Below are 26,394 nucleotides of genomic sequence, written 5' to 3' on the forward strand. Positions count from 1 at the left end.
CGCGTTTACGACGCGCGGCCGAACCTGTGTGCGCCAAAGCGCATGCCTGGGCGAAGGCGGCCGAGTAAAAGGAGAGATTTCGATGTTTAACCGTTTCCGCTCGATGCCCGCAACGGCGATGGCCGCCGTGCTGGGCTGCGCGCTGATGGCGACTGCGACCCCGGCTACCGCTCAGAAGAAAGAGAAGCCGAAGAAGGAAGAAGAGGCGAAGGGCAAGGGTCTGTCGGCAAGCAAGGGGTTCGGCCCCGCGCTCAAGAAAATGACCGACGCGACCACCGCAAAGGACGCCGCGGCGTTGCAGGCGGCGCTGACCGAAGGGCAGGGGACCGCCACCGCGCCCGACGATAAATATCTCCTCGGCTTCTACCAGCTCCAGCTCGGCATCCTGAACAAGGACCAGGCGGTTCAGGGACAGGCGCTCGATGCGATGCTCGATTCGGGTCTGACCCCGCCGGAAAATCTCGCGGTCTACAGCTTCTTCTCGGGCAATTTCGCTTATGCGGCGAAGGACTATCCGAAGGCGATCAAGCGGCTCGAAGCCGCGCGAGCCGCGGGTTCGACCGAAGCCAATGTGCCCATTCTGTTGATGGACAGCTATCTCAGCTCGGGTCAGGTCGATCAGGGCATCACGATCGCCAAGGCCGCGATCGAGGCAAGCCGCGCCGCGGGTCAGCGTCCGTCGGACGAACTGTATGTCCGGCCGATCAAGGCTTTGCAGGCGGCAAAGCGCAACGACGAGATGCTAGGCCTGATGACCTTGCGCCTGCGCGACTATAGTCAGCCGCAAGTCTGGCGTCAGACCTTGTTTTCGGTGCTGCAGGCCGGGCCGGCTGCCGGGACGCCGAAGGAACAGGAATCCGTTACGCTCGACGTTATGCGCCTGATGCGCGCGGCGGGCGCGATGACCGAACGCCTCGAATATGACGAGTATAGCGCGCTTGCGGCCAGCGACGGCCTGCCGGGCGAAGCCGTCGCCGTTATCCAGGAAGGCGAGCAGAAGAAGGTTTTCCCGGGCACCGACGCGAAGCTGGCGGCCCGGCGCGATGACCAGAAGGCGCGCGCCGGCAACGAGGCATCGACCATCGTGGCCTATTCCAAGCAGCCTTCGACGCTGACCAACCCCAAGACGGCGGGTGCCACCGCCGACGCGCTGGTCGGCTATGGTCATTATGCCGATGCGATTCCGCTCTATCAGGCGGCGGCAAAGGGCGCAGCGGACAAGGACATGTGGACGTATCGCCTCGGCGTTGCCCAGGCACTTTCGGGCGACAAGGCGGCCGCCAAGGCCAGCTTCGGCCAGGTGGCCGGCCCCCGCAAGCGGTTGGCCGACCTTTGGGTGGTCAAGCTGGATGCACCCGCGGCGGCTCCCGCTGCGGCGGCTACCCCGGCGGCTCCCGCGACGAACTGATCGCGCGCTCCGCACAAAAGAAAAAGGGCGCCGTCCGGTCAGGATGGCGCCCTTTTCTTATGGCCGACCTGCAATCTCAGGGTTCGACGGGAATTCCCGCCAGCTGTTTCGCGGTGCGAATCGTCAGCGAGGTTTTGACGCTGGTGACGTTGGGCGCCGACGTCAGGTGCGCGGTCAGGAACGACTGGAAGCTCTGCAGGTCGCGCGCGACGACCTTCAGCAAAAAGTCGATCTCGCCGTTCAGCATATAGCATTCGCGCACCTCGGCGAGCCCGCCGACATAGTCCTCGAACGCTTTCAGGTCGGATTCGGCCTGGCTGCGCAGGCTGACCATCGCAAAGACGGTGATTCCATAGCCGAGCTTCGATGCGTCGAGGTCGGCGTGATAGGACCGGATGACCCCCGATTCCTCGAGCGCCCGGACACGTCGGAGACATGGCGGAGCCGTCAGCCCCACCATTTGTGCCAGTTCGACATTCGTCATCCGCCCGTTTTTTTGCAGCTCGCCCAGTATCTGCAAATCAATCTGATCGAATTTCTGACTAGCCATCATTGAAACATCCGCTTTCCAAAACTGCGGTGACCATAATATTATTTCAGGCGATTGCAATTGTCCCACAATGCGACGTGGAGGGTTAAGGCACTTTCATGACCGGATGATTCACGCTAGCCGGTAAGCATATGCTAACCAACGACCAAGGCTGTGGGGCTGATTTCGCGTGACTGCTGACTCGATGATTGCGACCATCTTGCGCCAGGCGCCTGCGGATCGCCGTGCGAGCATCACTGCCTGGCGACAACTTACCGATATTCTGGCGCAGCGCGGCAATCAACTGTCCGATGACGATATTCGCCGCAGCCTGCACGCGCTTGCCGTACTCAGGCAGCGTGTGCCCGAATCGGTACGGCGCGACTGCGCGCGCGCCGTCGCGCGCCATGGCCGTTTTGCACCGCTCGTCGCGCTCTATGCCAATGATGTGCCGGCGGTGTCGGCGATCATGCTGCGCGATGCGCGGCTCGCCGAAGCCGACTGGCTGGCGCTGCTGCCGGCGACGAGCGCGATGGCACGGTCGGTGCTGGCGGGACGCTCCGACTTGCCGCACGGTGTTTATCGCGCGCTCGCCAGCCTGGGCAGCGCGTCGGTCGCGCTGCCGCAACCCGAAGCCGCCGCGCACGAGGAACCGGCTCCCACAGCCGAAGCGACGCCCGAACCCGCGAGCGAGGGGCATCCGAGCCAGATCAGCGAACTCGTTCGTCGGATCGACAAATATCAGTCGACGCGCACTCAGCCCGCCCAATCGCGGGCGCCGCGCGCGGCATTCCTGTTCGAAACCGGCCCCGATGGCGTCGTCCACTGGGTCGAGGGCGTGACGCGTGGCGCGGTGATCGGCCTGTCGATCGCCGAGGCGGCCTATGGCGGCGAGCCGGGCACCGACGGCGTTGCCGCGGGCGCCTTTCGCCAGCGCGCCGAAATCATCAACGCGCGCATGCTGCTGGAAGGGACGCCGGCGGAGGCGGGCGAATGGCGGTTTTCGGCGCTGCCCTGGTTCGACCCGGCGACAGGGCAGTTCCGCGGTTACCGCGCGAGCGCGCGCCGCCCGCACCGCAATGAAATGCCCTTTGGGCGGCCGGCGTCGGAGGATTCGGGCGATTCGATCCGTCAGCTCATCCACGAGCTTCGCAGCCCGCTGAATGCCATTTCGGGTTTTGCGCAGATTATTTCGGGACAGATGTTCGGGCCGGTCAGTCACGGCTATCGTGGGATGGCCGAAACGATCGTCGCCGATGCCGCGTCGGTACAATCGATCATCGACGATCTGGAGACCGCGGCGCGCAGCGGCTCGGCGGGCACCGGCGCCCCGTCGGACGAGGTCGTCGATATCGGCGTGGTGGTGACGCAAGTCGAAAGCGAACTTGCCGCGCTCCTCGCTGACCAGCGCGTCGATCTCAGCATCTCGCGCGTCGGGGGACCGTTCCTCGGGCTTGCCGGCGACGCGGATGTCCGGCGGATGGTTGGCCGCCTGCTGACGGCGCTGGTCGATGTATCCGAACCGGGGGCAATATTGGTTGGGCAATTGGTGACCGAATCGCGGCACGACGACATGCTCCAGCTGCGGGTCGTCCGCCCCGCGACGATCCGCTTTGCCACGGCGGCGGACCTGCTCGACCCGGGGTTCAGCCCCGAAGGCGAAGCGCCCGGCGCCGCGGTGCTCAGCCTCGGTTTCTCGCTTCGCCTCGTCGACAGCCTCGCGCGCGGTAGCGGGGGACGCCTCGATATCGGGCATAACGCCTTGACCTTGCACCTGCCCTCCGCCAACTCAAAGGCCGAAGTCGAGCTGGAAGCCCAGCAAGGCGAGTAGGTCTGTCGGCCAGCCTTTCGGGGCAAAGGGGAGCATGGTGCAGCCTGCGGGCAATTTCTTTGCGTATCCGGCCGCATCGGACCTGATCGAACTGGACGCCGGTGAGCGCCCCCGATTCTGGGTCACGATCGACACCGAAGAGGATTTCGACTGGGCCGCGCCCTTCGCGCGCACCGGCTATCGTCTCGCGTCGGTTCCCGCGCTCGCCGAATGCCAGAGCTATTTCGAGCGTGCCGCGGTTCGCCCCATCTATCTGGTCGATTGGCCGATCGTCGCCGACGACCGCGCGGTAGGCATCCTGGGTGCGGCGCAGGATGGCGGCCGCTGCGAAATCGGCGCGCAGCTCCATCCCTGGGTAACCCCGCCGCACGATGAGGATGTGAACGAGCGCAACAGCTATACCGGAAGCCTGCCCGCCGCGTTGCAGCGCGCGAAGATGACGGCGCTGCGTGATGCGATCCGCGATCGCTTCGGCATCGCGCCGGTCGTCTACCGCGCCGGCCGTTACGGCCTCGGCTCCGACACCGCCGCGATGCTCGCCGAACTGGGCTTCCGCTGCGACACATCGGTGCGCAGCGGGTTCGATTATCGCGCCGGGCACGGCCCCGACTATCGCGACGCGCCGCTGCATCCCTGGTGGGTTCGGACGGGGCAGGGCGCCGTGCTCGAGATGCCGGTCACCACCGTCTTCGGCGGCTTGCTCGGGGGAGCGGGACGCCGCATCTATCACCGCGTCGCGCGAAACGGCACCCACGCCGGCGCCGCGCTCGCGCGTCTGGGGCTTGTCGAGCGGATCGCGCTGACGCCCGAGGGGATCCCCGCCGAACGCGCGTGCAAGGCGATCGATATCGCGATCGCGGCGCGCCTTCCGGTGCTCAACTTCTCGTTCCACTCGCCGTCGCTGCAGCCGGGAAATACGCCTTATGTCCGCAGTGTTGCGGATCTCTACCTCTTCTATCGCTGGTGGGACATTGTGCTCGACCACCTCGCGCGCCGCGGCGTTGAGGCGACTACCGCCGCGGGAATATTGGCGATGGCCGAACGAAGGGTTCCTTCAAAGCCGGCATCCTGATCGTTGGCGCTTGCCAATGCGGCGCGGCCTCCGCTATCGCCCGCACACCCCCACCGGGTTTCAAAAAGGGGGCCTGTAGCTCAACGGTTAGAGCTGGCCGCTCATAACGGCTAGGTTGCGGGTTCGAGTCCTGCCGGGCCCACCATTTCCTCCACCATTTTCCCTTGCAAATCGAAACCGATACCTCTCCATTGCGCGGGCAGAAGGAGAGGGACATGGGGAAGCGGCGAATGATTTTGCTCGGCGGTCTTGCGATCGTTGCTGTGGTTGCTGGGACGGTGGCGGTACGGACCGCGACCTTCGCGCCCAAGGACATCGCCGACGGCAGCGCCATCCGGCTCGCCGCCGTGCCGGCCTATGATCTCGATGCCGCCGTCGGCCATCTGAGCGCCGCGGCGCAGATCAAGACGATCTCGCACCAAGACCCGGCCGAGAATGACGTCGCCGAATGGGACCGGCTGCATAGCTGGCTCGCGGCGACCTATCCGGCGACGCACCGCGTCATGGCGCGCACGATCCTGCCGAACCGGACGCTCGTCTATCACTGGCCGGGCAGCGACGCGTCGCTCGCACCGATCATCGTCATGGCGCATCAGGATGTCGTGCCCGTTACCGAGGGCACCGAAAAGGACTGGAAATATCCCCCCTTTGCGGGAACGATCGCCGAAAAGGCGGTGTGGGGCCGCGGCACGGTCGACGACAAGGGCTCGCTCATCGGGCTGTTCGAAGCGATCGAGGCGCTGGCGGCGCAAGGCTTCCAGCCCAAGCGCGGCATCTACCTCGTGTCGGGGCACGACGAGGAAGCCGGCGGATCGGGCGCTGTCGCGGCTGCCGCCAAGCTGAAGGCCGAGGGCGTGCGTGCGCTCTACACGCTCGACGAGGGCAGCGTCGTGCTGCGCGACACCCCGGTGATCGACGGGCCCGCCATCCTGATCGGCGTCGCCGAAAAGGGCTATGCGACGCTCAAGGTCACCGCCAACGCACCCGGCGGGCACAGTTCGATGCCGCCCGCCGAAACCGGCGTGACGACGCTGGCGCGCGCCGTGCTCGCGATCACCGAAAGCCCGTTCCCGATCGAAATGCGCGGCCCCGGTGCGGCGATGGTCGAGGCGCTGGCTGCGCACAAGGGCGGCACGACGAAGCTGGCGGTCGCGAACCAGTGGCTGCTCGGCCCGGTGCTGAAAAAGCAGCTTTCGGCTTCGCCTTCGTCGGCTGCGGCGTTCCACACGACGATCGCGCCGACGATGCTTCAGGGAAGCCCCAAGGAAAATGTGCTGCCGCAATCGGCCACGGCGTTGATCAATTATCGTATCGCGCCGTGGAACAGCTCGGCCGACGTGATGGCGCGCGCGAAGGCGGCGGTCGGCGATGCGCCGGTCAGTCTCAGCTGGGTGAAACCGCCGAACGAGCCGTCGCGCGTGTCGTCGACCAGCTCGCAAGGCTGGAAATATGTCGTCGCGGCGGCGCGCGCCGATGCGCCCGATGCCATCGTCGCCCCATTCCTGGTCGTCGGCGCGACCGACAGCCGCAGCATGGGGCCGATTTCCGAGGATGTGTACCGCTTCATGCCGATGCACTTCACGCTCAAGGAAACCGCGATGATCCACGGCACCAACGAACATATGACGATCGACAGTTTCAAGCGGATGATCGATTTCTATGCGCGGCTGATCGCGACGTCGGCCGGGTAAGATTGGGATGCATTTGATACAGCTTCCGGCCTCGGTCTTGGCAATCGCATTGGCTCTATGTGGCATCTTCGCATTTGGTGTTCGTGTCTGGCTAAAAACTTTCATCGAGAGTCGAGTGAAGGTGACCGTCGATATTCAAACTGAAGAAATTCGTAGCCAACTGCGGAACTCCGAAGAGCGTCTTAAAAGCAATCTTCGAAATCGAGAGGCGGAAATCTCTGTACTTCGTGATGGCGCTCTAAGTGGTCGAGCAAGTCGCGCGGCTCAGATTGATAAGAGACGACTTGAAGCTGTCGATCATCTTTGGGACGCCGTTCTGAAACTGAGTAGTCTACAAGGCCCCGCTTTGACGTTGTCTATGTTGAAGCTGGACGCAGTCGCGAAAGAGGTGCCCGAAAACGAGAACCTTCGAGAGATGCTCGAAATGATGATGCTCGTTAAAGATTTCGAGGAGACTATTTCCGGTCTGCGAGCAGAAGTGGAGCGGCCATACGTAGAAGAACCATTGTGGTCTGCCTACTCCGCCTATTCGTCTGTCATAATTGGATCTTGGGCTATTATGAAAATGCTAACAATAGGCATCAAGGACGCAAATCAATTTGTTAAACTAGATCACATGAAAAATGTGCTAAAGGCTGCTTTGCCACATCGCGCTAAAGTGATTGATGAAGGAGATGTCACATCTCACTATCATTTTCTTGATGAGATTAAGCAAAACATTCTAGTCGAAATCAAACGAGAGCTCGATGGTGAGCGCGCAGACGGCGAAGCATTGAAGAAAGCCGCGACTATTATGGACGCAGTAAAAAAGGTTGAGCGGGATGCGTCCGAAATTTCTAACACGCCAGCGAGCAGCGAGAAATTTTAGCTCGACAGGGCCACCTGATTCTATCACGACCTACTTTGAAAGCTAATGTGGTCGGGGAGATAGGATTCGAACCTACGACCCTCTGCTCCCAAAGCAGATGCGCTACCAGGCTGCGCTACTCCCCGACTACTGCCCCGCGCCTTAGACAGCGCCGGGCCGCAAGTCTATACGTTGCTTGTCGCGGGACCCTTGAGTTCGATCAGATTTCCTTCGGGATCGCGGAAATAGATCGACGGGCCTTCGCCCTCTGCGCCGTATCGGGGTCCCGATTGTTCGATAGCGACGTCGTGGCGATCAAGATGTGCGCGGATCGCGGCCTCGTCGAACGGAGCGATGGCGAGTGCGAAATGGTCGACATTCCGCCCCTCGCTGCCTGGAGCCGCGCCACCGGTCGCGCCAAGGCGGCCGTCGATCGTCACGAGATCGATCAGCGATTGCCCGGCGCGCAGCTGAAACAGGCCGATTTCCGCCTGCTCGCGTTCGTCGATACAGCCGACAACCTCGCGATAGAAGGCGAGCATCCGGTCGAGGTTCGTGACCCGCAAAACGATATGATCGAGCCCCCTGAGATCGAAGGGCGGGGTGGGCGTCGGCATCGGATTTTCCTTTCCAACCCGAATGACGCCTGACCGCCCACCGGGTTTCATCTCGCCGTGCAGGCAAAGAAAAAGGCGGCCTTCCCGAAGGAAGACCGCCCCAATCTCGTTTCAGTCAACGCCCCGAAGGGCTGCGACTTACTTCTTTTCTTCAGCCGGAGCAGCAGCGGCCGGAGCAGCAGCGGCGTCAGCCGGAGCAGCAGCGGTTGCAGCAGCGTCAGCGGCCGGAGCAGCAGCTTCTGCACCAGCAGCAGCAGCGTCGGCACCAGCGGCAGCGGCTTCAGCGCCAGCAGCAGCGGCGTCGGCGCCTTCTTCAGCAACCGCTTCAGCGGCAGGAGCTTCGGTGGTGGCTTCTTCAGCAGCCTTTTCACCGCAAGCGGCGAGGGCGAACATGCTGGCAGCAACGGCGATAGCAGCAAACTTCTTCATGATGTGTGGGCTCCCTAAAATGCCTTAACGCGTCCGGGAAAACTTCCCGTACCGCGAGCCGCGGGATTTAGCCGTTCCGCATGAATCGTCAACAAAAATAATTGAGATGGTCGGCGGCGGCGGGATTCTGTCATTTCTCCGTCACACTAGGGAAGCTCGTCGTTCGAGCTGTTCGCCAGAATCGCCAGAGTCGCGGCCCAAACTGTCACATTTTGCCGCAATTGCGCGGGGTCGATCTTGTCGAGCGTATCGTCGGGCGTGTGGTGGATATCGAAATAGCGTGTCCCATCCTGTGCCAGATCGATCGCCGGAACCCCGGCCTGCACGAGCGCGCCGATGTCCGCGCCGCCGTTCGCCGATTGCTTCCCGCGCACGACCCCGAACGGCATCACCGCGGCGGAAATCCGGTCCGAAAGCGCCTTGGCGCTGTCGGGCAGTTTGAAATCGACCCGCCATACGCGGTCGGCACCAAAGTCCGACTCAAGCGCGACGGCGTGCTTCTCTTTCCCATGTGCGTCGAAATAAGCCTTGCCGCCGAACACGCCGACTTCTTCGGCGCCCGCCCACAATATGCGGATCGTGCGGCGCGGCTGGCCGGCCGTCATCACATGCTTGGCGGCGGCGGTGATGATCCCGCAGCCCGCGGCGTCGTCGATCGCTCCTGTGCCGAGATCCCAGCTGTCGAGGTGGCACGCCACGATCACGGGGCTTGCGGCGGGGTCGCTGCCCGGCACTTCGGCGATGACATTGCCCGACTTGCGGGTGCCCAGGTTCTGCGGAGTCAGGATCAGCTTGATCTTGAGGTGCGGCGCCGTGTCGGTGCGCACCGGCTGCGGGCGTTGCCACTGCCGGGCAAGTTGATCGGCATCGGGGTTCGAGATCGCGCCTGCCGGGATCGGCTTCACTTCGGCGTCGAAATTGGTAACGCCGGTGTGCGGGTTCCGGTGGTTGTCGGTGCCGATAGAGCGGATCACGATCGCGATCGCGCCCTTTTTCGCCGCGACATTGGGGCCGGTGAACCGGCCGCGTCCATAATAGCCATAGCCGCTTCCGTCTTGCGTCGGCTTCATGTCATGGTCGATGAAGACGATCTTGCCCTTCACCGCCGCATCGGGCGCCGCGGCCAGCGCATCGAAGCTCTCGAAATAGGCAATTTCGCCCTCGATCCCCTTGGGTCCGGTCGAGGCGCTGTTCCCGAGCGCGGTAATCGCGAGCTTCTGCGGCACGAGACTGCTGGTCAACCAGGCCTCTTCGGCGCCGCGTACCCACACGGGCATGTCGAACGCTTCCTCGCGGACATGAGCAAAGCCCATTGCCTGCAGCCGCCGCACGGCCCAGCGGCGCGCGACGGCTTCGGCGTCGGTCCCGGCCATGCGCTGACCGACGTCTGTCGTCAGGTCGCGCGCGATCGCCCATGCGGGATCATCGCCGCGCTGCGCCAGTTCAGCAGCGCTCTGCGCCGGTTGCGCCGATGCGGCGGAACTGGCGGTGATAAGGAGAAGGGCGGCGATTCCGGCTAAGCGGGTGGAGCGATGGGGGATTTTCATGCCGCTTTCGTAACGGCGCGCCTCGCGCGCGCAAGCGCCGATTGCCAATCGCGCGCCCATTCGCTAACCGGCGCGCAACTCATAACTCTCCCGGCCGCGCGCGCGGCCCAGCCCATACCGGAGCATATCCATGGCCGCCCAATATAGTTTCGTGATGAAAAGTCTGAACAAGACTTATCCCGGCGCGCAAAAGCCGACGCTTAAGGATTTGAGCCTGCAATTTTATCCCGATGCCAAGATCGGCATCGTCGGCCCGAACGGCACCGGTAAATCGACGTTGATGAAGATTATGGCCGGCATCGACAAGGAGTTCACCGGCGAGGCGTGGGCAGGCGAGGGGATCACCGTCGGCTATCTGGCACAGGAACCGCAGCTCGACCCGACCAAGACGGTCAAGGAAAATGTCATGGACGGCGTCCGCGGCGTCGCCGACATGATGGACCGCTTCAACGAGATCAGCACGCTGATGGCCGATCCGCCCGCCGACGCCGATTTCGACGCGCTCATGGAGGAAATGGGCACGCTTCAGGAAAAGATCGACGCGGTCGACGGCTGGACGCTCGATAACCAGCTCGAAATCGCGATGGAGGCGCTCCGCTGCCCGCCCGGCGATTCGAGCGTCGAAAGCCTGTCGGGCGGTGAAAAGCGCCGCATCGCGCTCACCCGCCTGCTGCTCGAAAAGCCCTCGATCCTGCTGCTCGACGAACCGACCAACCACCTCGACGCCGAAAGCGTGGCGTGGCTCGAAAAGCATCTCGTCGACTATCCGGGCAACGTCATTCTCGTCACCCACGATCGCTACTTCCTCGACAATGTCGTGAACTGGATCCTCGAACTCGATCGCGGTCGCTATTTCGTCTACGAGGGTAACTACTCCACCTACCTTGAAAAGAAGGGCAAGCGCCTCGAGCAGGAATCGCGCGAGGACGCCGGTCGCCAGAAAGCGATCAAGGACGAGCTCGAATGGATCCGCCAGTCGCCCAAAGCCCGCCAGGCCAAATCGAAGGCGCGTATCAAAAGCTTCGACCAGCTGGTCGAAGCGCAGGAAAAGCGCATCCCCGGCAAGGCGCAGATCGTCATCCAGGTTCCCCAGCGCCTCGGCGGCAAGGTGATCGAGGTCGAGAATATCTCGAAAGCCTTTGGCGACAAATTGCTCTTTGAAAATCTGTCTTTCTCGCTTCCGCCCGGCGGCATCGTCGGCGTGATCGGTCCGAACGGCGCGGGTAAGTCGACCCTGTTCAAGCTGATCACGGGGCAGGAAACGCCCGACAGCGGCAAGGTGACGATCGGCGACACCGTCCATCTCGGCTTCGTCGACCAGAGCCGCGACGACCTGAAACCCGACAATAATGTCTGGCAGGAAATCTCGGGCGGCGCCGAAATGATGAACATCGGCAAGCACGAGATGCAGACGCGCGCTTACGTGGGCGCGTTCAACTTCAAGGGCGTCGACCAGCAGAAAAAGGTCGGCCAGCTCTCGGGCGGCGAACGCAACCGCGTCCATATGGCGAAGATGCTGAAACAGGGCGGCAACGTTCTGCTGCTCGACGAACCGACCAACGATCTCGACACCGAAACGCTCGCCGCGCTCGAAGAAGCGCTCGAGAATTTCGCGGGCTGTGCGGTGGTCATCAGCCACGACCGCTTCTTCCTCGATCGCCTCGCGACGCATATCCTCGCGTTCGAGGGCGACAGCCATGTCGAATGGTTCGAAGGCAATTTCGAATCCTATGAAGAGGACAAGATCCGCCGCCTCGGCGACGACGCGACGCGCCCGCATGCGACGTCGTACAAGAAGCTGACGCGCTGACCGGGATGAGCGGGGAGGGGCAGTCACCGATTTCGTCGGGCGCGATCCGCATGGATGCGGACGCGCTCAACGAATTTCTGAAGGCGGCCTTTCCGCACTCCGAACCCGGATCGCGCGGTCACGTCGTGTCTGCCGCGCCGGGTTTCATTCAGGCGCGAATGGACCCGACCGACAAGGCGCTCCGCCCCGGCGGGCTGATCTCGGGCCCGACGCAGATGGGGTTCGCCGATATGGCGGCCTATGCGCTCGTCCTCGCGCATATTGGCCCGGTCGCGATGGCGGTGACGAGCGCGCTCAACTACCAGTTCCTGCGCCCCTGCCGCCCCGGGCCGCTGTTTGCCGACGCGCATATGCTGCGCCTCGGCAAAAGGCTGGCGGTGATGGATATCCGCATCTGGACCGACGACGCCGACAAGCCAGTCGGGCAGGCGAATGTGACTTACGCTATTCCCTGAGGGGATTCCGAGCCTCCGCTGGCGATCGATAGCCGACTTTCTTTATCATCGTCACCCTCTAACGAGACACGTGGCTCGTTAGACTTGATCCGGGGTCCACAGCTACCGTCGCGCTAATGGATCCCGGATCAAGTCCGGGATGACGAAAGGAGGAGGAGTCTGCTTCCGACGCGACCGGTAACCGCTCAAAACACGGCTTTCCTACATTGTTCCGGTATGCCAGCGTCGGTTTCGGCTCTTTGAATTCGTCAAAATTCCGCTCCTCCGCCTAAAGCGACAAAGGAGACATTTCCGGCGCGCACATCCGTATCCTTTGTCGCCTTAAAGCCACAAAGGACACAGTTTCGATACGCGCATGCGGGGCTTTTGTGGCTTTAAGCCTCAATATTCCAGCGACGGATACCAGTCGGTGCCGCGGCCCGACGGCGTCAGATCGAGGATATTCCACAGACTCGCGATGTCGGGCGCGTCGCGCGGATCCTGCCCCGGGTCGGCCATGGCTGCAGTCATTTCGCTCTTCCAGAACAGCCGGATGCCGCTGCCGTTACGCTTGAACACCGCGAGCGCCGGGTTTTCACCGCCGTCGGCGTTGAGCAGCCTGAAATCCCGCGCATAATCGTCGCCGACGGTCTGCACGAAATCGAGCGCCTGCCAGCCGCGCTCCTGTGCGAACGCCTTTTGCCGTTCGACCGGGCTGCGCCCGATGATCTTGAGCGCGATGCGCTGCTTGATGTCGTTTCCATTGCCGTTTACCGCGCCCAGCCAGTTGGTGCACATCGGGCAGGGGCGCTCGCGTTCGGGGCCGTACATCCAGAAATACGCGACCAATGTGTCATGCTCGCCGAACAGCTCGGCCAGCCCGAGCTCGGCGCCGTTTGCATCCTTGAACCGGTAATCCTTCATCAGTGGCCCGGGCGGCAGCGCACGGCGCTGTTCGGCCAGCCGCGTCATCTTTCGGCGCAGGTCGATTTCTTCGGCGAGCAGTGATTTTCGGGCTTTGGTATAGGCTTCATCTTCGCCGGGAAAGGCATGTCTACGCGAAGCAAGCGCCGGCGCAGCCGACAGGGTTTGGCGAAGGGCCATCAAGTTCTCCTTTTTTGGAGAACGTGTCATCAACGTCATTGTTGCGGCGGAGTTTCACGGTTGCCCGCAGCCCTGCGTCGCTTCGTCGCGCGCCGCGGCGCCGTCATGCGGGCGCGGCCTCCCACAGCATCAGCTTGGTCGCATGGACATTGTCGCGCGCGCTTTTGGCGTCGAGTCGGGTCAGTTTCACATCGCCCTTGAGCGCACCCATCTCGATCATCGCGTGGATCACCACGACCCCGCCCGCGCCGAGATCGATCTCGAACTCGGCGGGCCGCGCGAGGCTCGCTTTCGCGGTCGCGACGTGGAGATGATGCTTGCCGGGGTCGACGTCGGCCATCAGCATCTGGCCCGATTTGATCTGGCCGCTGGCCGTGCCGTCGAGCGTGACGTTCATGCCCTGGAGTGCGGCGACGAAGCCGCGGCGACAGACATAGATGCGGGCCTTGCCTGTCGGGGGCTCCATCTTCCGGGCATCGGCGACAAGGCCGCCATCCGCTTTTATGCCGCGCTTGTTGCTCGACAGAGCCCAAACGATAACGCCGATGAACAGGATAAGCAGGATGGGCGCGACGATCATCATCGTCTCGTCGCCAATCGCCTCAAAGACTGGCGGGCCAATGAAAGCTCCGAAAACGGCCGCGATCGCAATGATCGTCAGCCACATGGCATTTTTGCCGCTCATCCCGACCTCCCCTGTCAGGCGGGAGAAAATTCTCCCGACGTTTCGTCCATCACGTGCAGCACGCCGTCGCTGATCGCGAAAAAGGCGCCGCGCAGCTTCAGCGTGCCGCGATTTTCCTTTTCCTGGATACAGGGGAAAGTCCTGAGATTCGCTATGCTCACGCGCACAGCTTCCATCTCCATGGCGCGGCCCGCATCGCGATTGTCGAAATCGGGATATTGCGCGCGAATCTCCTCGCTCGCCTCGTCGAGCATTGCGATCCAGTCGGCGATGAAACCGCCGCGTCCTGGTTCGGCGCCTGCCATCGACCGATGCAGTGCGGCGTGGCACCCGCCGCACATGCCGTGACCCATCACGACGATTTCCTCGACCTTCAGAAACTGCACCGCGAATTCGAGCGCCGCCGAGACGCCGTGACGTCCGGGCGTTGTCTCGAACGGCGGCACCAGCGCCGCGACATTGCGAACGACAAAGATTTCGCCGGGATTGGTGTCGAAAATCTGCGACGGTTCGGATCGGCTGTCCGAGCAGGCGATGATCATCACCTTGGGCGATTGCCCCTCGGCCAGTTCGTTCCAGCGTTCGCGCTGTTGCTGCCAGCCGCCGTTACGGAAACGCCGGTAGCCATCGATCATATCTGCAAAGTGAGTCATGTGCCGCCCTTAGCATAGGTAGAGAGGTTGAGAAGAGGCGCGTGCGCGACTATGTGGGCCAAATGAACGCTCCCGCATCACCCGCCGCCACTCCCAGCCAGCGCCAGCGCAAGCCCGACTGGATTCGCGTCAAGGCGCCGACCAGCCCCGGTTATGCCGAAACGCGCAAGCTGATGCGCGAGCTCAACCTGCATACGGTGTGCGAGGAGGCTGCGTGCCCGAACATCGGCGAATGCTGGACGAAAAAGCACGCGACGGTGATGATCCTCGGCGACACCTGCACCCGCGCCTGCGCCTTCTGCAACGTCAAGACCGGCATGCCGCGCCCCGTCGACCTGCTCGAGCCCGAGCATACCGCAATCGCCGCGGCGAAGATGGGGCTCAGCCACATCGTCATCACCTCGGTCGACCGCGACGATTTGCCCGACGGCGGCGCGAGCCAGTTCGTGAAGGTGATCAACGCGCTGCGCCGCGAAACGCCGCAGACGACGATCGAAATCCTGACTCCTGACTTTCGCAACAAGCCCGAAAGCGCGGTTGCGGCGATCGTCGATGCGCGCCCCGACGTCTATAACCACAATCTCGAAACCGTGCCGCGGCTCTATCCGACGATCCGCCCGGGCGCGCGCTATTATGCGTCGCTGCGCCTGCTCGAAAGCGTCAAGCGCCGCGATCCGTCGATCTTCACCAAGTCGGGCGTGATGCTCGGGCTCGGCGAGGAGCGGATGGAGGTGCATCAGGTGATGGACGACATGCGCAGTGCCGACATCGATTTCATGACGATGGGCCAGTATCTCCAGCCGACGCCCAAGCACGCCAAGGTGATCGACTTCGTGACGCCGCAGGCGTTCGACGCTTATGCGCAGATTGCGCGCGCGAAGGGCTTCCTGCAGGTCGCTTCGTCGCCGCTGACGCGTTCGAGCTATCATGCGGGCGACGATTTCGAACGCATGCGCGCGGCCCGCGAAGCGCAGCTGGCACGCGTCAAGGCGGACTGACGAACCTTTGCCGCGGCACCACGAAACCCGCGTCCTGCCGTACAGCGACGAGCAGATGTTTGCGCTCGTCACTGATATTGCGCGCTATCCCGAGTTCCTGCCCTGGGTAATCGCGCTGCGCATCCGCAGCGACAGCGAACATGAGGCGGTCGCCGACATGATCGTCGGTTTCAAGGGGCTGCGCGAAAGCTTTTCGTGCCGCGTCCACAAGCAGCGGCCGAGCGAGGTTTGCGTGAGCTACATCGACGGCCCGATGAAGCATCTGAACAACGAATGGCATTTCCAGCCCGCCGAGGGTGGCGGATGCCGTGTCGACTTCCTCGTCGATTTTTCGTTCCGCAGCCGGATGTTTGAGGCGCTCGCCGGGCAGATGTTTGACAAGGCGCTGCGCAAGATGATCGCGGCGTTCGAAACCCGCGCCGACGAACTTTACGGGATTGTGGCCTGACTTGCCCCCACGGCGTTTTCTTTTTGCGAAATCAGCTCCGGCGACGTAAGACGAGCCCAGCATCAAGAGTTGGGGCGACGCCCAACGCCAACCTGCCGATCCGGGCAAGGTGGCACTCCGCAAGGAGGATGTGGCCGGGCCGGCAACTAAAGCGGATCAAGCCACCAAGCGTCGAACCTGTAAAGAGGAAGCGACGCGCCGTGCCCATAACAATACCCGATCAACTCCCCGCTCGACATACTCTCGAAGCCGAGGGGGTCATGGTGATGGGGGAAGCCGATGCAGTGCGCCAAGACATCAGGCCGCTGCGGATAGGCTTGCTAAACCTCATGCCGAACAAGATCGACACCGAAACCCAGCTGGCCCGACTGCTTGGGGCGAACCCGCTTCAAATCGAATTGACGCTGGTGCGGATCACGGATCATGTTTCCCGCAACACGCCGGCCGATCACATGGCGGCCTTCTATCGGCCGTGGACCGACGTCAGCGCCGAGCGATTCGACGGTTTCATCATCACGGGCGCACCCGTCGAACGGCTACCTTATGAGGACGTTCGCTATTGGCCCGAACTGCGGTCGATCCTTGATTGGACACAGACGCATGTCCATCGCTGCTTCACGATCTGCTGGGCTGCGCAAGCCGCCCTTTTTCACTTTCACGGCGTTCCAAAGCGCAACCTGTCGCGCAAAGCCTTCGGCGTGTTCAGGCATCAAAATCTGGCCCCCACGTCGCCTTATCTTCGGGGTTTTTCAGACACATTCGACGTACCCGTCTCGCGCTGGACAGAGGTTTGCCCTTCCGCTTTGGCCGGCGCGAAAGAGCTGCATGTTCTTGCAGGCAGTGACGAAGTGGGTGCCGGCTTCGTCGACGACCGCGTCAACGGAATGCTGCACATGTTCAACCATCTTGAATATGATACCGGCACGCTCGCGTCCGAGTACCACCGTGACGGACCCGGCCAGCTTCCGAAAAGCTATTTTCCTGCCGACGATCCTGCACGCCCCCCGGAAAACCGTTGGCGCGGTCATGCTCACTTGCTGTTCGCGAACTGGGTCAACGAAATCTATCAAACAACGCCATTTGATTTCACCGGCAGCGTGAACGCGGAACGACCGAAGCCAAAGGCGCCGCTCCTGCGCTCTCAAGCCGGCAGGGCAATATCTTCCGACGGCCGCAACTCGTCCTTGTCGGGTTGAAGCAGGTCGAGCGCGAACAGCGTGGCCGCATGGCGGATCGCCGCGCGATCGGTCGATTCGAACTGCACCCGCTGGGTGAAATAATCGTCGGGATCCTGCCCGCGGAGCGCGCGCGCGAACACGATCAGGCCGACGGGCTTCTTTTCCGACCCGCCGCCGGGGCCGGCGATCCCGGTGATCGCGACCGCGACATCGGCGTCGCTGTTGGCGAGCGCACCCGCCGCCATCGCCCACGCGGTCGCGAGCGAGACTTCGCCAAAGGTTTCCAGTATCTCGCTGCTGACGTCGAGCTGGCTCTGCTTGGCATGGCCCGAATAGGTGACGAAGCCGGCGCTGAATACGTCCGAGCTCCCGGCGATATCGGTCAGCGCGACCGAGACCATGCCGCCCGTGCAGCTTTCGGCCACGGCGACTTTCCGCCCCGCGGCGCGGTTGTTTGCAAGGACGGTTGTGGCAAGGTCGTCGCGCGCGGCAAGGCGCGTTTCAGCATCGGACAGCACGGGTTCAATTCTCCGGAAGTTGCAGGGTCGCGACGGCCTGGGCCGCGATCCCCTCGCGGCGACCGGTGAAGCCCAGCCGCTCTGTCGTAGTTGCTTTGACACTAACCCGTTCGAGCGGAATCGCAAGGATTTCGGCAATCCGTGCCCGCATCGCGGCGCGGTGCGGGCCGATCTTCGGCGCTTCGGCGATGATCGTCACGTCGACATGGTCGATGCGCCCGCCGCGCGTCGCCGCCCGCTCGGCTGCAAAGCCAAGGAAGCGGTGCGACGCCGCGCCGCGCCATTTCGGGTCGCTGGGCGGAAAATGATCGCCGATATCGCCGTCGCCGAGCGCGCCGAGGATCGCATCGGTCAGCGCGTGAAGCGCGACGTCGGCATCGCTATGCCCTTCAAGTCCATGACTATGAGCGATTTCTATTCCCCCGATCCATAACGGCTTGTCCGCCACCAGGCGATGGACGTCATATCCCATGCCAACGGCAGTGCGCGTCATTCGATCGATCCCCAGCAAGCCGTTCAGGATCGCCATATCCTCGGCATATGTCAGTTTATGAAGGCGGGCGTCGCCGGGCACCGCAACGACCGGCAGGCCAAGCCGCCGGACGAGTTGCGCGTCATCGGTCGCGGCCGCCTCGACGGCTTCGGCATGCGCGCGGCGCAATGTGCCAAGATGGAACGCCTGCGGCGTCTGGACGCGCGCCAGCGCGCTGCGGTCGACAACGTCACCGGCGAGATGGGCGGCTTGTTCGACCAGCGTATCGGGAACTGGAAGCGTCGGGATCGCCGCTTCGGCGTTCCCCAGCGCCGCCAGCAGGCGATCGATCACCTCCGCGGTCACGCCCGGCCTCGCCGCGTCATGGACCAGAACAAGCGCCTCGTCGTCCCAGCCTGCCATCGACGCGAGCGCATTGCCGACCGATTGCTGCCGCTCGACGCCGGGATTGGCGGAGATCCAGGTGTTCGGAAGGTCGCCGATGGCCGCCACGACGTCATCATTCGCAACCAGCACGCCGCCCGAAATTGCGGGATGCGCTGCAAAGGCGTCGAGGCTCCACCGGAGGACCGGCTTTCCGCCCAGCGCTTCGAGCTGCTTCGGCTGCCTGAAGCCCGCACGCGTTCCCTGGCCCCCGGCAAGCAGGATTACCGCGACGGGCGGGGCAGGGAGGAAGGCGGACTCGATCATCGTGCGCGCCGGTTAGCGCAGCCGCGCCTTGCGGGAAAGCGGCTTAGCGTGTACGGGCTGCTCAAATTTTAGGCAATGTAAACGAAAGCTCCCCGCCATGGTGCCGCTGCGGCCCATCCAGATCGGCAACATCACCATCGCGGATCCTGTGATCCTCGCGCCGATGACGGGCGTCACCGATCTGCCGTTCCGCAAGCTCGTCCGCTATTATGGCTCGGGCCTCAACGTCACCGAAATGATCGCGAGCCAGGCCGCGATCCGCGAAACGCGCCAGTCGATCCAGAAAGCGGCGTGGGATCCGGTTGAGGAACCCGTGTCGATGCAGCTTGTCGGTTGCACGCCTTATGAAATGGGCGAAGCGGCAAAGCTTAACGAAGATCGCGGTGCGTCGATCATCGACATCAACATGGGCTGCCCGGTGCGCAAGGTGACCAACGGCGATGCAGGCTCGGCGCTGATGCGCGACCTCAAGCTCGCTGCGTCGCTGATCGAATCCTGCGTCAAGGCCGTGTCAGTGCCCGTGACGGTCAAAATGCGCATGGGCTGGTGCCACGACAGCCTCAACGCGCCCGAACTCGCACATATCGCCGAGGATCTGGGCGCAAAGCTCGTCACCGTCCACGGCCGCACGCGCAACCAGATGTACCGCGGCGAGGCCGACTGGGGCTTTGTCCGCAGCGTCAAGGATGCCGTGTCGATCCCGGTTATCGTCAATGGCGACATCTGCTCGGCGGACGATGCGCGCACCGCGCTGGCGCGGAGCGGCGCCGACGGCGTGATGATCGGCCGCGGCGCTTATGGCCGTCCCTGGCTGCTCGGACAGGTGATGGCGGCGCTGCGCGGCGAAAACGCGCGGCCCGATCCGGGCATCGATGAGCAATATGACGTCATTACATCGCATTATCGCGCGATGATCGACCATTATGGTGAAGTGACCGGGGTCAATATGGCGCGCAAGCATCTCGGCTGGTACGTCAAGAGCCTCCATGGCTCGGCCGAATTCCGCAATAAGGTCAACCAGATTCCGAGCAGCCGCGATGTGCTCGACGCGCTCGAGCAGTTCTACACGCCGTTCCTGAGTAAGGCGGCGGCGTGACCACGCTCACGTCGAGCATCCCGAGCTTCGACCATGACGAGCTGATCCAGTCGCATCCCGTCCCAACGCTGCTCATCGACGGCGGCGGGGTGGTGCTGTTCGTCAATGCCGCCGCCGAGCAACTCTGCAATGTCAGCCGCTCGGCGATGGTCGGCCGCGTTGTCTATGACGTCATCGAGATGGATCGCAGCTATCGCCAGCGGATGAGTGACGCTTCGACGTCGGCGCTTTTCGCGCATCGCACCGAGATTTCGGCGGGTGGCCGCCGGTCCTTCTTCGTCGATATGCAGATGGTGCCCTATGGCCAAAGCGGTCACCGCATCCTCGCGCTCGTGCCGTCGCAAAGCGACGCCGAGCTGATGGGCGGCGCGATCGGCCGCTCGGGCCGCGCGGCGGGCGCGGCGGCATCGATGCTGGCGCACGAGATCAAGAACCCGCTCGCAGGGATCAAGGGCGCCGCGCAGTTGCTGGCGCGCAAGACCGACGCGGGGGGCGAGCGCTTTACGACGCTGATCTGCGCCGAGGTCGACCGGATCGCGACGCTGATCGACCAGATGGAACATTTCTCGCGCGGGCAACCGATGGCCTGCGGCCCAATCAACCTCTACCAGCCGATCCATCAGGCAATGGAAACCGCTCGCGCACGCCAGTTTCCGGGAATCCGTTTTGCGGAGGATTTCGATCCGTCATTGCCGCTGGTCCATGGGAACCACGACGCCATGGTGCAGATATTGCTCAATCTCGTGACCAATGGCTGCGAGGCGCTGGGTGGGCGCGACGACGGGGTCGTCCGGTTGACGACCGCTTACCGGCACGGCCTGTCGATCGACAATGGCGACGGGCGCGGACGCATCGCGCTACCAATCGAGGTCAGCGTCAGCGATAATGGCCCCGGCGTTCCCGCCGACATTCGCGGCGACCTGTTCGCGCCGTTCGTGACGACGAAGCGCGAGGGAAGGGGGCTCGGCCTCGCGCTCGTCGCCAAACTGGCGCGCGATATGGGCGGCACCGTCCAGCATATCCGTGATGACGAATGGACGCGCTTTCGGGTCCATCTGCCCGTCGCGCAAAAGGGACGGCCGGCATGAGCAAGGCGAAGACGATCCTGCTGGTGGAGGATGATCCGGCGATCGCGATGATCATTCGCGAAACGCTCGTCGGCGAATGTGGCCGCTTCGCATCGGTCGCCAGCATCGCCGAACGCAATGCCTGGCTCGCCGACAACCGTCCAGATCTCGTTATCACCGATGTCGTCCTGCCCGACGGCGACGGCATCGATTCGCTGCGCATCGACGCCCTGACCCCGGTGATCGTGCTGTCGGCGCAGAACACGCTCGATACCGCAGTGCGTGCAACGGGGATCGGGAGTTATGATTATCTGCCCAAGCCGTTCGATCTCGACGAACTGACCGCGAGTGTCCGCGCCGCGTTGCAGCGAAAGGCGGAACCCGCGGCAAGGGACACCGCGGCGCCGGCTGACAGCCATGGCCTCGTCGGCCGCGCGCCGGCGATGCAGGCGGTCTATCGCACGATCGCGCGGCTCGCCTCGAACGACCTGGCGGTGCTGATCCTTGGTGAATCGGGGACGGGCAAGGAGGTCGTGGCGCGTGCGATCCACGCAACCGGCCTGCGTCGCAACGGACCTTTCGTGGCGATCAACATGGCCGCAATCCCGCGCGAACTGATCGAAGCCGAATTGTTCGGTCACGAAAAGGGTGCCTTTACCGGCGCGCACAGCCGCAATGCCGGACGCTTCGAACAGGCTGCGGGCGGCACACTCTTCCTCGACGAAATCGGCGACATGCCGCTCGAGGCGCAGACGCGCCTGCTGCGCGTCCTGCAGAGCAACGAATATTCGACGGTCGGCGGCAGTCAGGCGCTGCGCGCCGATGTGCGCGTCATCGCCGCGACGCACCGCGATATGCGCACCCTCGTCGCCGATGGCCGCTTCCGCGAGGATCTCTTCTATCGTCTCAACGTCATTCCCGTGACGCTGCCACCGCTGCGCGACCGACGCAGCGACATCGCCGCGCTCGTGCGCCACTTTGTCGAGGCCGGGCGCAGTTCGGGGTTGCCCGATCGCCAGTTCGCGCCCGCTGCGATGCAATGGCTCGAGCGCTACGACTGGCCGGGCAATGTCCGCGAACTCGGCAATGTCGTTCAGCGCCTTGCCGTCTTGTCGCGCGACGTCGTCGTGACCGTCCGCGATGTCGAGACGGTGCTGCACGAAAGCGGCGAGGGCGGCGGCGCGGTCGAGCCCGCTGCGCTGATCGCCCGCGCTGTCGACGATTGGGCGCGCGAGCAGATGGCGGATACGGCAAGCGAAGGCGATATTCACGAACAGCTCGAGGCGATCGTCGAGGCAGCGCTTTTTCGGCGCGTCCTGCGTGACGTCCGTGGTAACCAATTGGAGGCGGCACGGCGCCTTGGCATCAACCGTAACACGCTCCGCAAGCGCCTCGGGCAGCTCGATATCGATCCCGCTCACCCTTGATTGACAAAGACAAACCCGGAATCGGGGCAATTGGGCGACACTTGCGTAGATTGTGTGTTTTCTATGCAACAGGATTGTCGTAGCGTGGCAACAATGACGCAATCCCCCACTCTGGCTCTCGACATGGATTCGGACGGCCAAGAAGTGCGTTCGGGTTTCTGGCGCTTCGCGGCCCCGGAATATTATACGCTCGCCATCATCATCAGCGTTGCCATCGCAACCTACATCTTTGTGACGGGTGATGCGCAGAGCGAGCGGCTGCTGACCCCTGCGCTGGTGGCCGCGATCATGGTCGTCAATCTCGTGCCGGCGATGGCATTGATCGTGCTCATCGGCAGCCGCGTTGCGCGCGCGCGGGCCGTGCGGTCGATGGCGGGCGGCAACGGCCGCCTCCATGTCCGGCTCGTCGCGCTCTTTTCGTTGATTGCCGCGGCACCGACCTTGCTCGTCGTGATTTTCGCCTCGCTGCTGTTTCAGTTCGGCGTCGATTTCTGGTTTTCGGACCGGTCGCGCGGCATGTTCGAAAATGCCGCCAACCTTGCCGAGGGATATTATCAGGAAAACCAGCGCCAGGTCGGCGCGAACACCTATGCGATGGCAACCGACCTTGGCAAACAATTGAGCCTGGTTCCGATCGATAGCCCGGCCTTCAGCAATTATTATTTGCAGCAGGTCGTGGTGCGCAGCCTCAATGAATCGGCGATCATCGAAATCGGCAGGGATGGCGTCGCGCGCACCGCGACGGCGATCAACCCTGACGACAGGGCGGCCGAAGCCCGCCTTGGTTCGGCGATGGTCGGCCGCCTCGATGCGGGCGAGGATGTCGTCGTTGTTCGCCAGCCTACCCGAATCGAAGCTGCGGCGCGGCTGCCCGGCACCGATCGCGCCTATGTCTATGCCTCGCGCGACACCAACGTCCCGGGATTCCAACAGTCGGCGCGCGCGAGCGCCGTGCTGGCGGACTATAACAGCCTGTTCGACCGCTCGCAGCAGCTCCAGCTGCAATTCAACGGCGCCCTCTATCTTGGTTCATTGCTGCTTCTCGCGCTTGCCGTCATAGCGGCGATCGTGGTTGCGGACCGTATCGTTCGTCCCCTCGGCACATTGATCGGAGCGACGCGAACCGCGGCGGGCGGCGATCTGTCGGTCCGAGTTACTCCGCCGGCACGCGACGACGAAATCGCGGTCCTGACGCGTGCTTTCAATCGGATGACCGAGCAGCTGCAGGGCCAGACCGGCGCGCTCGTCAGCGTGAACGAGCAGCTCGAAGCCCGGCGCAGCTTTATCGAGGCGGTGCTGAGCGGCGTGTCGTCGGCGGTGGTCTCGGTCGATGCCGATCACCGCATCCTGCTCGCCAATGCGGCCGCCGAACGCTTGATTTGCCAGTCGGCAGAATGCCTGACGGGCCAACCTCTCGACGATGTCGCGCCCGAACTGGCGCGCCTCCTGATCAGCGACGAGCGCGAGGCGATCGTTCAGCTATCGCGCAAGGATGCCGAACCCGCGACGCTCGCGGCGAAAGCGGTGGCGCAGGGCGATGGCTTTGTCCTGAGTTTCGAGGACATTACGCAGCAATTGCTCGATCAGCGCCGCGCGGCCTGGTCCGACGTGGCGCGGCGCATCGCGCACGAGATCAAGAACCCGCTCACCCCGATCCAGCTCGCGGCCGAGCGCCTCCAGCGGCGGTTTGGCGACAAGGTCGAGGGCGATGCTGCCACCTTCCGCAAGCTCACCGACACGGTGATCCGGCAGGTGCACGACATGCGGCGCATGGTCGATGAATTTTCCAGCTTTGCCCGGATGCCGAAACCGACCTTCGGGGTCGAGGATGTCCGCGATATCCTGCGTCAGACGGTGTTCCTGTTCGAAGTCGCAAAGCCCGACATCGCGTTCGCCGTCAAAACGCCGGCCGAGATCGAACCGCTTGTCTGCGATCGTCGTCTGTTGTCGCAGGCCATGACGAACATTGTCAAAAACGCCGTAGAAGCAATTGAAGAAAAATACAAAAATTCAGATGCGCCTGTCACCGGGCATGTGGCTGCCGAACTTTTTTCCGGTGCGGATGGCGAGATCGTCATTCGCGTCTCCGACGACGGCATCGGGCTGCCGGAAGCGCGCGACGCCATCGCCGAGCCCTATATGACGACGCGCCAGGGCGGGACGGGCCTCGGGCTCGCGATCGTCAAGAAGATCGTCGAGCAACATTATGGCGAACTTGAATTTTCGGACAATCCGGCGGGGCAGGGGACGTGCGTCACGCTGACGCTCCACCCCGACCGGCTGCGGCCGTTGGCCGGCAAGGGCGGGGAACAAGGCATGGGGCATAGTGAATCGGTTCCCGGACGCATCCGGAACCGGCAGGATAGAGAAGATCATGGCGCTTGATATTCTGATCGTCGACGACGAACGCGACATTTGCGACCTCGTCGCCGGCGTCATGGAAGACGAAGGTTATGAGGCGCGCACCGCGTCGGACAGCGATTCCGCGCTGGAAGCGATCCGCCAGCGGCGGCCGTCGCTGGCGCTGATCGACGTATGGCTGCAAGGATCGCGGCTCGACGGGCTGGGGCTGGTCGAAGCGATCAAGGCGTTCGATCCGACGCTGCCGATCATCGTCATCTCTGGCCATGGCGGTCTCGACACCGCAGTCGCAGCAATCCGCCGGGGCGCGTTCGATTTCATCGAAAAGCCGTTCGAAGCCTCGCGCCTGCTCCACCTCGTCGCGCGCGCGACCGAGAATGAGCGGCTGAAGTTCGAATATGAGCAATTGCGCGAGAAGGCAGGCCCGTCGGACGAACTGACCGGCACCAGCGCCGCGATCAACAATGTCCGCGCGACGCTGAAGCGCGTGGCGGGGACGGGGAGCCGCGTGCTGATCACGGGTGCGCCCGGCGTCGGCAAGGAGGTCGCCGCGCGCGTGCTGCACGGATGGAGCGGGCGGCAGAACGCGCCGTTCCGCGTCATTTCGTCGGCGCGAATGGACCCCGAGACGGTCGAGACCGAATTGTTCGGGTCCGAAGCCGAGGACGGCTCGATCCGCGTCGGGCTGCTCGAACAGGCGCATGGCGGCACCCTGTTCCTCGACGAGGTCGCCGACATGCCGCTGACGACGCAGGGCAAGATCTTGCGCGTCCTGACCGACCAGAGCTTCACACGCGTGGGCGGTCGCACGATGATCCGCGTCGATGTCCGCATCATTTCGGGATCGGCCCGCGACCTGATGACCGAAATTGCCGAAAACCGTTTTCGCGAAGACCTTTATTACCGGCTGAACGTCGTGCCCGTCCACATCCCGCCGCTGCGTGAGCGGCGCGACGATATCGCCAGCCTCTGCGATCATTATATCCGTCGTTATGCCGCCGACCGCCGCGTCGCGCCGCCCGAAATCAGTTCCGAGGCCATGGCCGCGCTCCAGGCACATGAGTGGCCGGGCAATGTTCGCGAACTGCGCAACGTGATCGAACGCGTGATGATTTTGGCGCCGAGCGACCGCCTGGCGCGGATCGACGCCGACATGCTGCCGTCCGAACTGGTGCGCGGCGGAACCGACATCTTGCCCCATTCGGAATCGATCACCGCGATTCCGCTGAAGGAAGCGCGCGAGAATTTCGAGCGCGAATATCTGCGCATCCAGATCAACCGCTTTTCGGGCAATATCTCGCGCACCGCGACCTTCATCGGCATGGAGCGCTCGGCCTTGCACCGCAAACTGAAACTTTTGGGGCTTACCGAGAGTTCGGACGGCGAGGGATAGCGGCTTTGCGCTAGACCTTGCGCGCCCTTTGCCGCATATTGCGTTCGCAAAGAAGGTCTTGAAAGCCG

General features: G+C 63.5%; 24 protein-coding genes, 2 tRNA genes and 1 riboswitch. Of the genes, 16 read left to right on the forward strand and 10 right to left on the reverse strand.

Features of this window, described 5'->3' with window-relative positions:
- Positions 1 to 82: 82 nt before the first annotated feature.
- Positions 83 to 1,408, forward strand: a complete 1,326-nt coding sequence (locus J2X38_RS09350; RefSeq protein WP_058537955.1) for a hypothetical protein — start codon at positions 83 to 85, stop codon at positions 1,406 to 1,408.
- 76 nt (positions 1,409 to 1,484) lie between these two features.
- Here J2X38_RS09350 and J2X38_RS09355 read toward each other — a convergent pair whose 3' ends face one another.
- Complete coding sequence (locus J2X38_RS09355) at positions 1,485 to 1,958, reverse strand: Lrp/AsnC family transcriptional regulator (protein ID WP_037510868.1); 474 nt, start codon at positions 1,956 to 1,958, stop codon at positions 1,485 to 1,487.
- A 169-nt stretch (positions 1,959 to 2,127) separates the two neighbouring features.
- On the opposite strand from J2X38_RS09355, the gene J2X38_RS09360 reads away from it, so the two are divergent.
- The 5 genes from J2X38_RS09360 (at position 2,128) to J2X38_RS09380 (ending at position 7,399) form a co-directional block, all read left to right on the forward strand.
- Complete coding sequence (locus tag J2X38_RS09360) at positions 2,128 to 3,768, forward strand: histidine kinase dimerization/phospho-acceptor domain-containing protein (protein ID WP_310253426.1); 1,641 nt, start codon at positions 2,128 to 2,130, stop codon at positions 3,766 to 3,768.
- 34 nt (positions 3,769 to 3,802) lie between these two features.
- On the forward strand, positions 3,803 to 4,840 hold the full coding sequence (locus J2X38_RS09365; protein WP_310253429.1) for a polysaccharide deacetylase family protein: 1,038 nt from the start codon (positions 3,803 to 3,805) through the stop codon (positions 4,838 to 4,840).
- Positions 4,841 to 4,909: 69 nt separating this feature from the next.
- Positions 4,910 to 4,985 (forward strand) — tRNA-Ile (locus J2X38_RS09370).
- A 70-nt stretch (positions 4,986 to 5,055) separates the two neighbouring features.
- On the forward strand, positions 5,056 to 6,531 hold the full coding sequence (locus tag J2X38_RS09375; RefSeq protein ID WP_310253431.1) for a M20 family peptidase: 1,476 nt from the start codon (positions 5,056 to 5,058) through the stop codon (positions 6,529 to 6,531).
- A 7-nt stretch (positions 6,532 to 6,538) separates the two neighbouring features.
- Positions 6,539 to 7,399, forward strand: coding sequence for a hypothetical protein (locus tag J2X38_RS09380; protein WP_310253433.1), 861 nt, complete (start codon positions 6,539 to 6,541; stop codon positions 7,397 to 7,399).
- Between the two features lie 48 nt (positions 7,400 to 7,447).
- On the opposite strand, the gene J2X38_RS09385 is transcribed toward J2X38_RS09380, so the two are convergent.
- The 4 genes from J2X38_RS09385 to J2X38_RS09400 all read right to left on the reverse strand — a co-directional run bounded on the left by J2X38_RS09385 (position 7,448) and on the right by J2X38_RS09400 (position 9,971).
- A tRNA-Pro gene (locus J2X38_RS09385) sits at positions 7,448 to 7,524 on the reverse strand.
- Positions 7,525 to 7,563: 39 nt separating this feature from the next.
- The gene (locus tag J2X38_RS09390; protein WP_310253435.1) at positions 7,564 to 7,995 is read right to left on the reverse strand and encodes a VOC family protein; all 432 of its coding nucleotides are present in this window, start codon (positions 7,993 to 7,995) and stop codon (positions 7,564 to 7,566) included.
- Positions 7,996 to 8,042: 47 nt separating this feature from the next.
- Positions 8,043 to 8,366: a hypothetical protein gene (locus J2X38_RS09395; protein ID WP_156419659.1), complete on the reverse strand. Its 324-nt coding sequence runs from the start codon at positions 8,364 to 8,366 to the stop codon at positions 8,043 to 8,045.
- Between the two features lie 204 nt (positions 8,367 to 8,570).
- A complete protein-coding gene (locus tag J2X38_RS09400) occupies positions 8,571 to 9,971 on the reverse strand; it encodes a M28 family peptidase (RefSeq protein ID WP_405053448.1) in 1,401 nt (466 codons plus the stop codon).
- A gap of 130 nt (positions 9,972 to 10,101) precedes the next feature.
- Here J2X38_RS09400 and ettA point away from each other — a divergent pair, with 130 nt between their 5' ends.
- Positions 10,102 to 11,781, forward strand: coding sequence for an energy-dependent translational throttle protein EttA (gene ettA, locus J2X38_RS09405; RefSeq protein WP_058537949.1), 1,680 nt, complete (start codon positions 10,102 to 10,104; stop codon positions 11,779 to 11,781).
- A gap of 50 nt (positions 11,782 to 11,831) precedes the next feature.
- On the forward strand, positions 11,832 to 12,236 hold the full coding sequence (locus tag J2X38_RS09410; RefSeq protein WP_310253439.1) for a PaaI family thioesterase: 405 nt from the start codon (positions 11,832 to 11,834) through the stop codon (positions 12,234 to 12,236).
- A gap of 381 nt (positions 12,237 to 12,617) precedes the next feature.
- On the opposite strand, the gene J2X38_RS09415 is transcribed toward J2X38_RS09410, so the two are convergent.
- From J2X38_RS09415 to J2X38_RS09425, 3 genes are all read right to left on the reverse strand, one after another.
- Positions 12,618 to 13,319 (reverse strand): DUF899 family protein, encoded by a 702-nt coding sequence (locus J2X38_RS09415; protein WP_058537947.1) that lies wholly within the window; start codon positions 13,317 to 13,319, stop codon positions 12,618 to 12,620.
- A 103-nt stretch (positions 13,320 to 13,422) separates the two neighbouring features.
- A complete protein-coding gene (locus J2X38_RS09420) occupies positions 13,423 to 14,004 on the reverse strand; it encodes a hypothetical protein (protein ID WP_058537946.1) in 582 nt (193 codons plus the stop codon).
- Positions 14,005 to 14,018: 14 nt separating this feature from the next.
- Positions 14,019 to 14,657 (reverse strand): carbonic anhydrase, encoded by a 639-nt coding sequence (locus tag J2X38_RS09425; RefSeq protein ID WP_058537945.1) that lies wholly within the window; start codon positions 14,655 to 14,657, stop codon positions 14,019 to 14,021.
- A 62-nt stretch (positions 14,658 to 14,719) separates the two neighbouring features.
- Between J2X38_RS09425 and lipA the strand changes: the two genes are divergently transcribed.
- The 3 genes from lipA (at position 14,720) to metA (ending at position 17,299) form a co-directional block, all read left to right on the forward strand.
- Complete coding sequence (gene lipA, locus J2X38_RS09430) at positions 14,720 to 15,655, forward strand: lipoyl synthase (protein ID WP_058538212.1); 936 nt, start codon at positions 14,720 to 14,722, stop codon at positions 15,653 to 15,655.
- Between the two features lie 7 nt (positions 15,656 to 15,662).
- Positions 15,663 to 16,103, forward strand: a complete 441-nt coding sequence (locus J2X38_RS09435) for a type II toxin-antitoxin system RatA family toxin (RefSeq protein WP_310253443.1) — start codon at positions 15,663 to 15,665, stop codon at positions 16,101 to 16,103.
- 54 nt (positions 16,104 to 16,157) lie between these two features.
- Positions 16,158 to 16,263: riboswitch (SAM-I-IV-variant riboswitch) on the forward strand.
- A gap of 40 nt (positions 16,264 to 16,303) precedes the next feature.
- Positions 16,304 to 17,299 (forward strand): homoserine O-succinyltransferase, encoded by a 996-nt coding sequence (gene metA / locus J2X38_RS09440; protein ID WP_310253445.1) that lies wholly within the window; start codon positions 16,304 to 16,306, stop codon positions 17,297 to 17,299.
- On the opposite strand, the gene J2X38_RS09445 is transcribed toward metA, so the two are convergent.
- Together J2X38_RS09445 and J2X38_RS09450 are read right to left on the reverse strand one after the other, a co-directional pair.
- Positions 17,245 to 17,799: a CinA family protein gene (locus tag J2X38_RS09445; protein ID WP_310253447.1), complete on the reverse strand. Its 555-nt coding sequence runs from the start codon at positions 17,797 to 17,799 to the stop codon at positions 17,245 to 17,247. The two genes, metA and J2X38_RS09445, sit on opposite strands and share 55 nt — an antisense overlap.
- Before the next feature lie 4 nt (positions 17,800 to 17,803).
- Positions 17,804 to 18,982: a bifunctional 2-C-methyl-D-erythritol 4-phosphate cytidylyltransferase/2-C-methyl-D-erythritol 2,4-cyclodiphosphate synthase gene (locus J2X38_RS09450; RefSeq protein ID WP_310253449.1), complete on the reverse strand. Its 1,179-nt coding sequence runs from the start codon at positions 18,980 to 18,982 to the stop codon at positions 17,804 to 17,806.
- Positions 18,983 to 19,079: 97 nt separating this feature from the next.
- Here J2X38_RS09450 and dusB point away from each other — a divergent pair, with 97 nt between their 5' ends.
- The 5 genes from dusB (at position 19,080) to J2X38_RS09475 (ending at position 26,326) form a co-directional block, all read left to right on the forward strand.
- Positions 19,080 to 20,078 (forward strand): tRNA dihydrouridine synthase DusB, encoded by a 999-nt coding sequence (gene dusB, locus J2X38_RS09455; RefSeq protein WP_310253451.1) that lies wholly within the window; start codon positions 19,080 to 19,082, stop codon positions 20,076 to 20,078.
- Positions 20,075 to 21,166: an ATP-binding protein gene (locus tag J2X38_RS09460; RefSeq protein ID WP_310253453.1), complete on the forward strand. Its 1,092-nt coding sequence runs from the start codon at positions 20,075 to 20,077 to the stop codon at positions 21,164 to 21,166. The genes dusB and J2X38_RS09460 overlap by 4 nt, the downstream gene beginning before the upstream one ends.
- Positions 21,163 to 22,572 (forward strand): sigma-54 dependent transcriptional regulator, encoded by a 1,410-nt coding sequence (locus J2X38_RS09465; protein ID WP_310253454.1) that lies wholly within the window; start codon positions 21,163 to 21,165, stop codon positions 22,570 to 22,572. Before J2X38_RS09460 ends, J2X38_RS09465 begins: the two co-directional genes overlap by 4 nt.
- A gap of 93 nt (positions 22,573 to 22,665) precedes the next feature.
- A complete protein-coding gene (locus tag J2X38_RS09470) occupies positions 22,666 to 24,957 on the forward strand; it encodes an ATP-binding protein (protein ID WP_310253456.1) in 2,292 nt (763 codons plus the stop codon).
- A complete protein-coding gene (locus J2X38_RS09475; RefSeq protein ID WP_058537938.1) occupies positions 24,947 to 26,326 on the forward strand; it encodes a sigma-54 dependent transcriptional regulator in 1,380 nt (459 codons plus the stop codon). The genes J2X38_RS09470 and J2X38_RS09475 overlap by 11 nt, the downstream gene beginning before the upstream one ends.
- Positions 26,327 to 26,394: the final 68 nt, after the last annotated feature.

Origin of the sequence: Sphingopyxis sp. BE235, from assembly GCF_031457175.1 — a bacterium.
Taxonomy (GTDB): domain Bacteria; phylum Pseudomonadota; class Alphaproteobacteria; order Sphingomonadales; family Sphingomonadaceae; genus Sphingopyxis.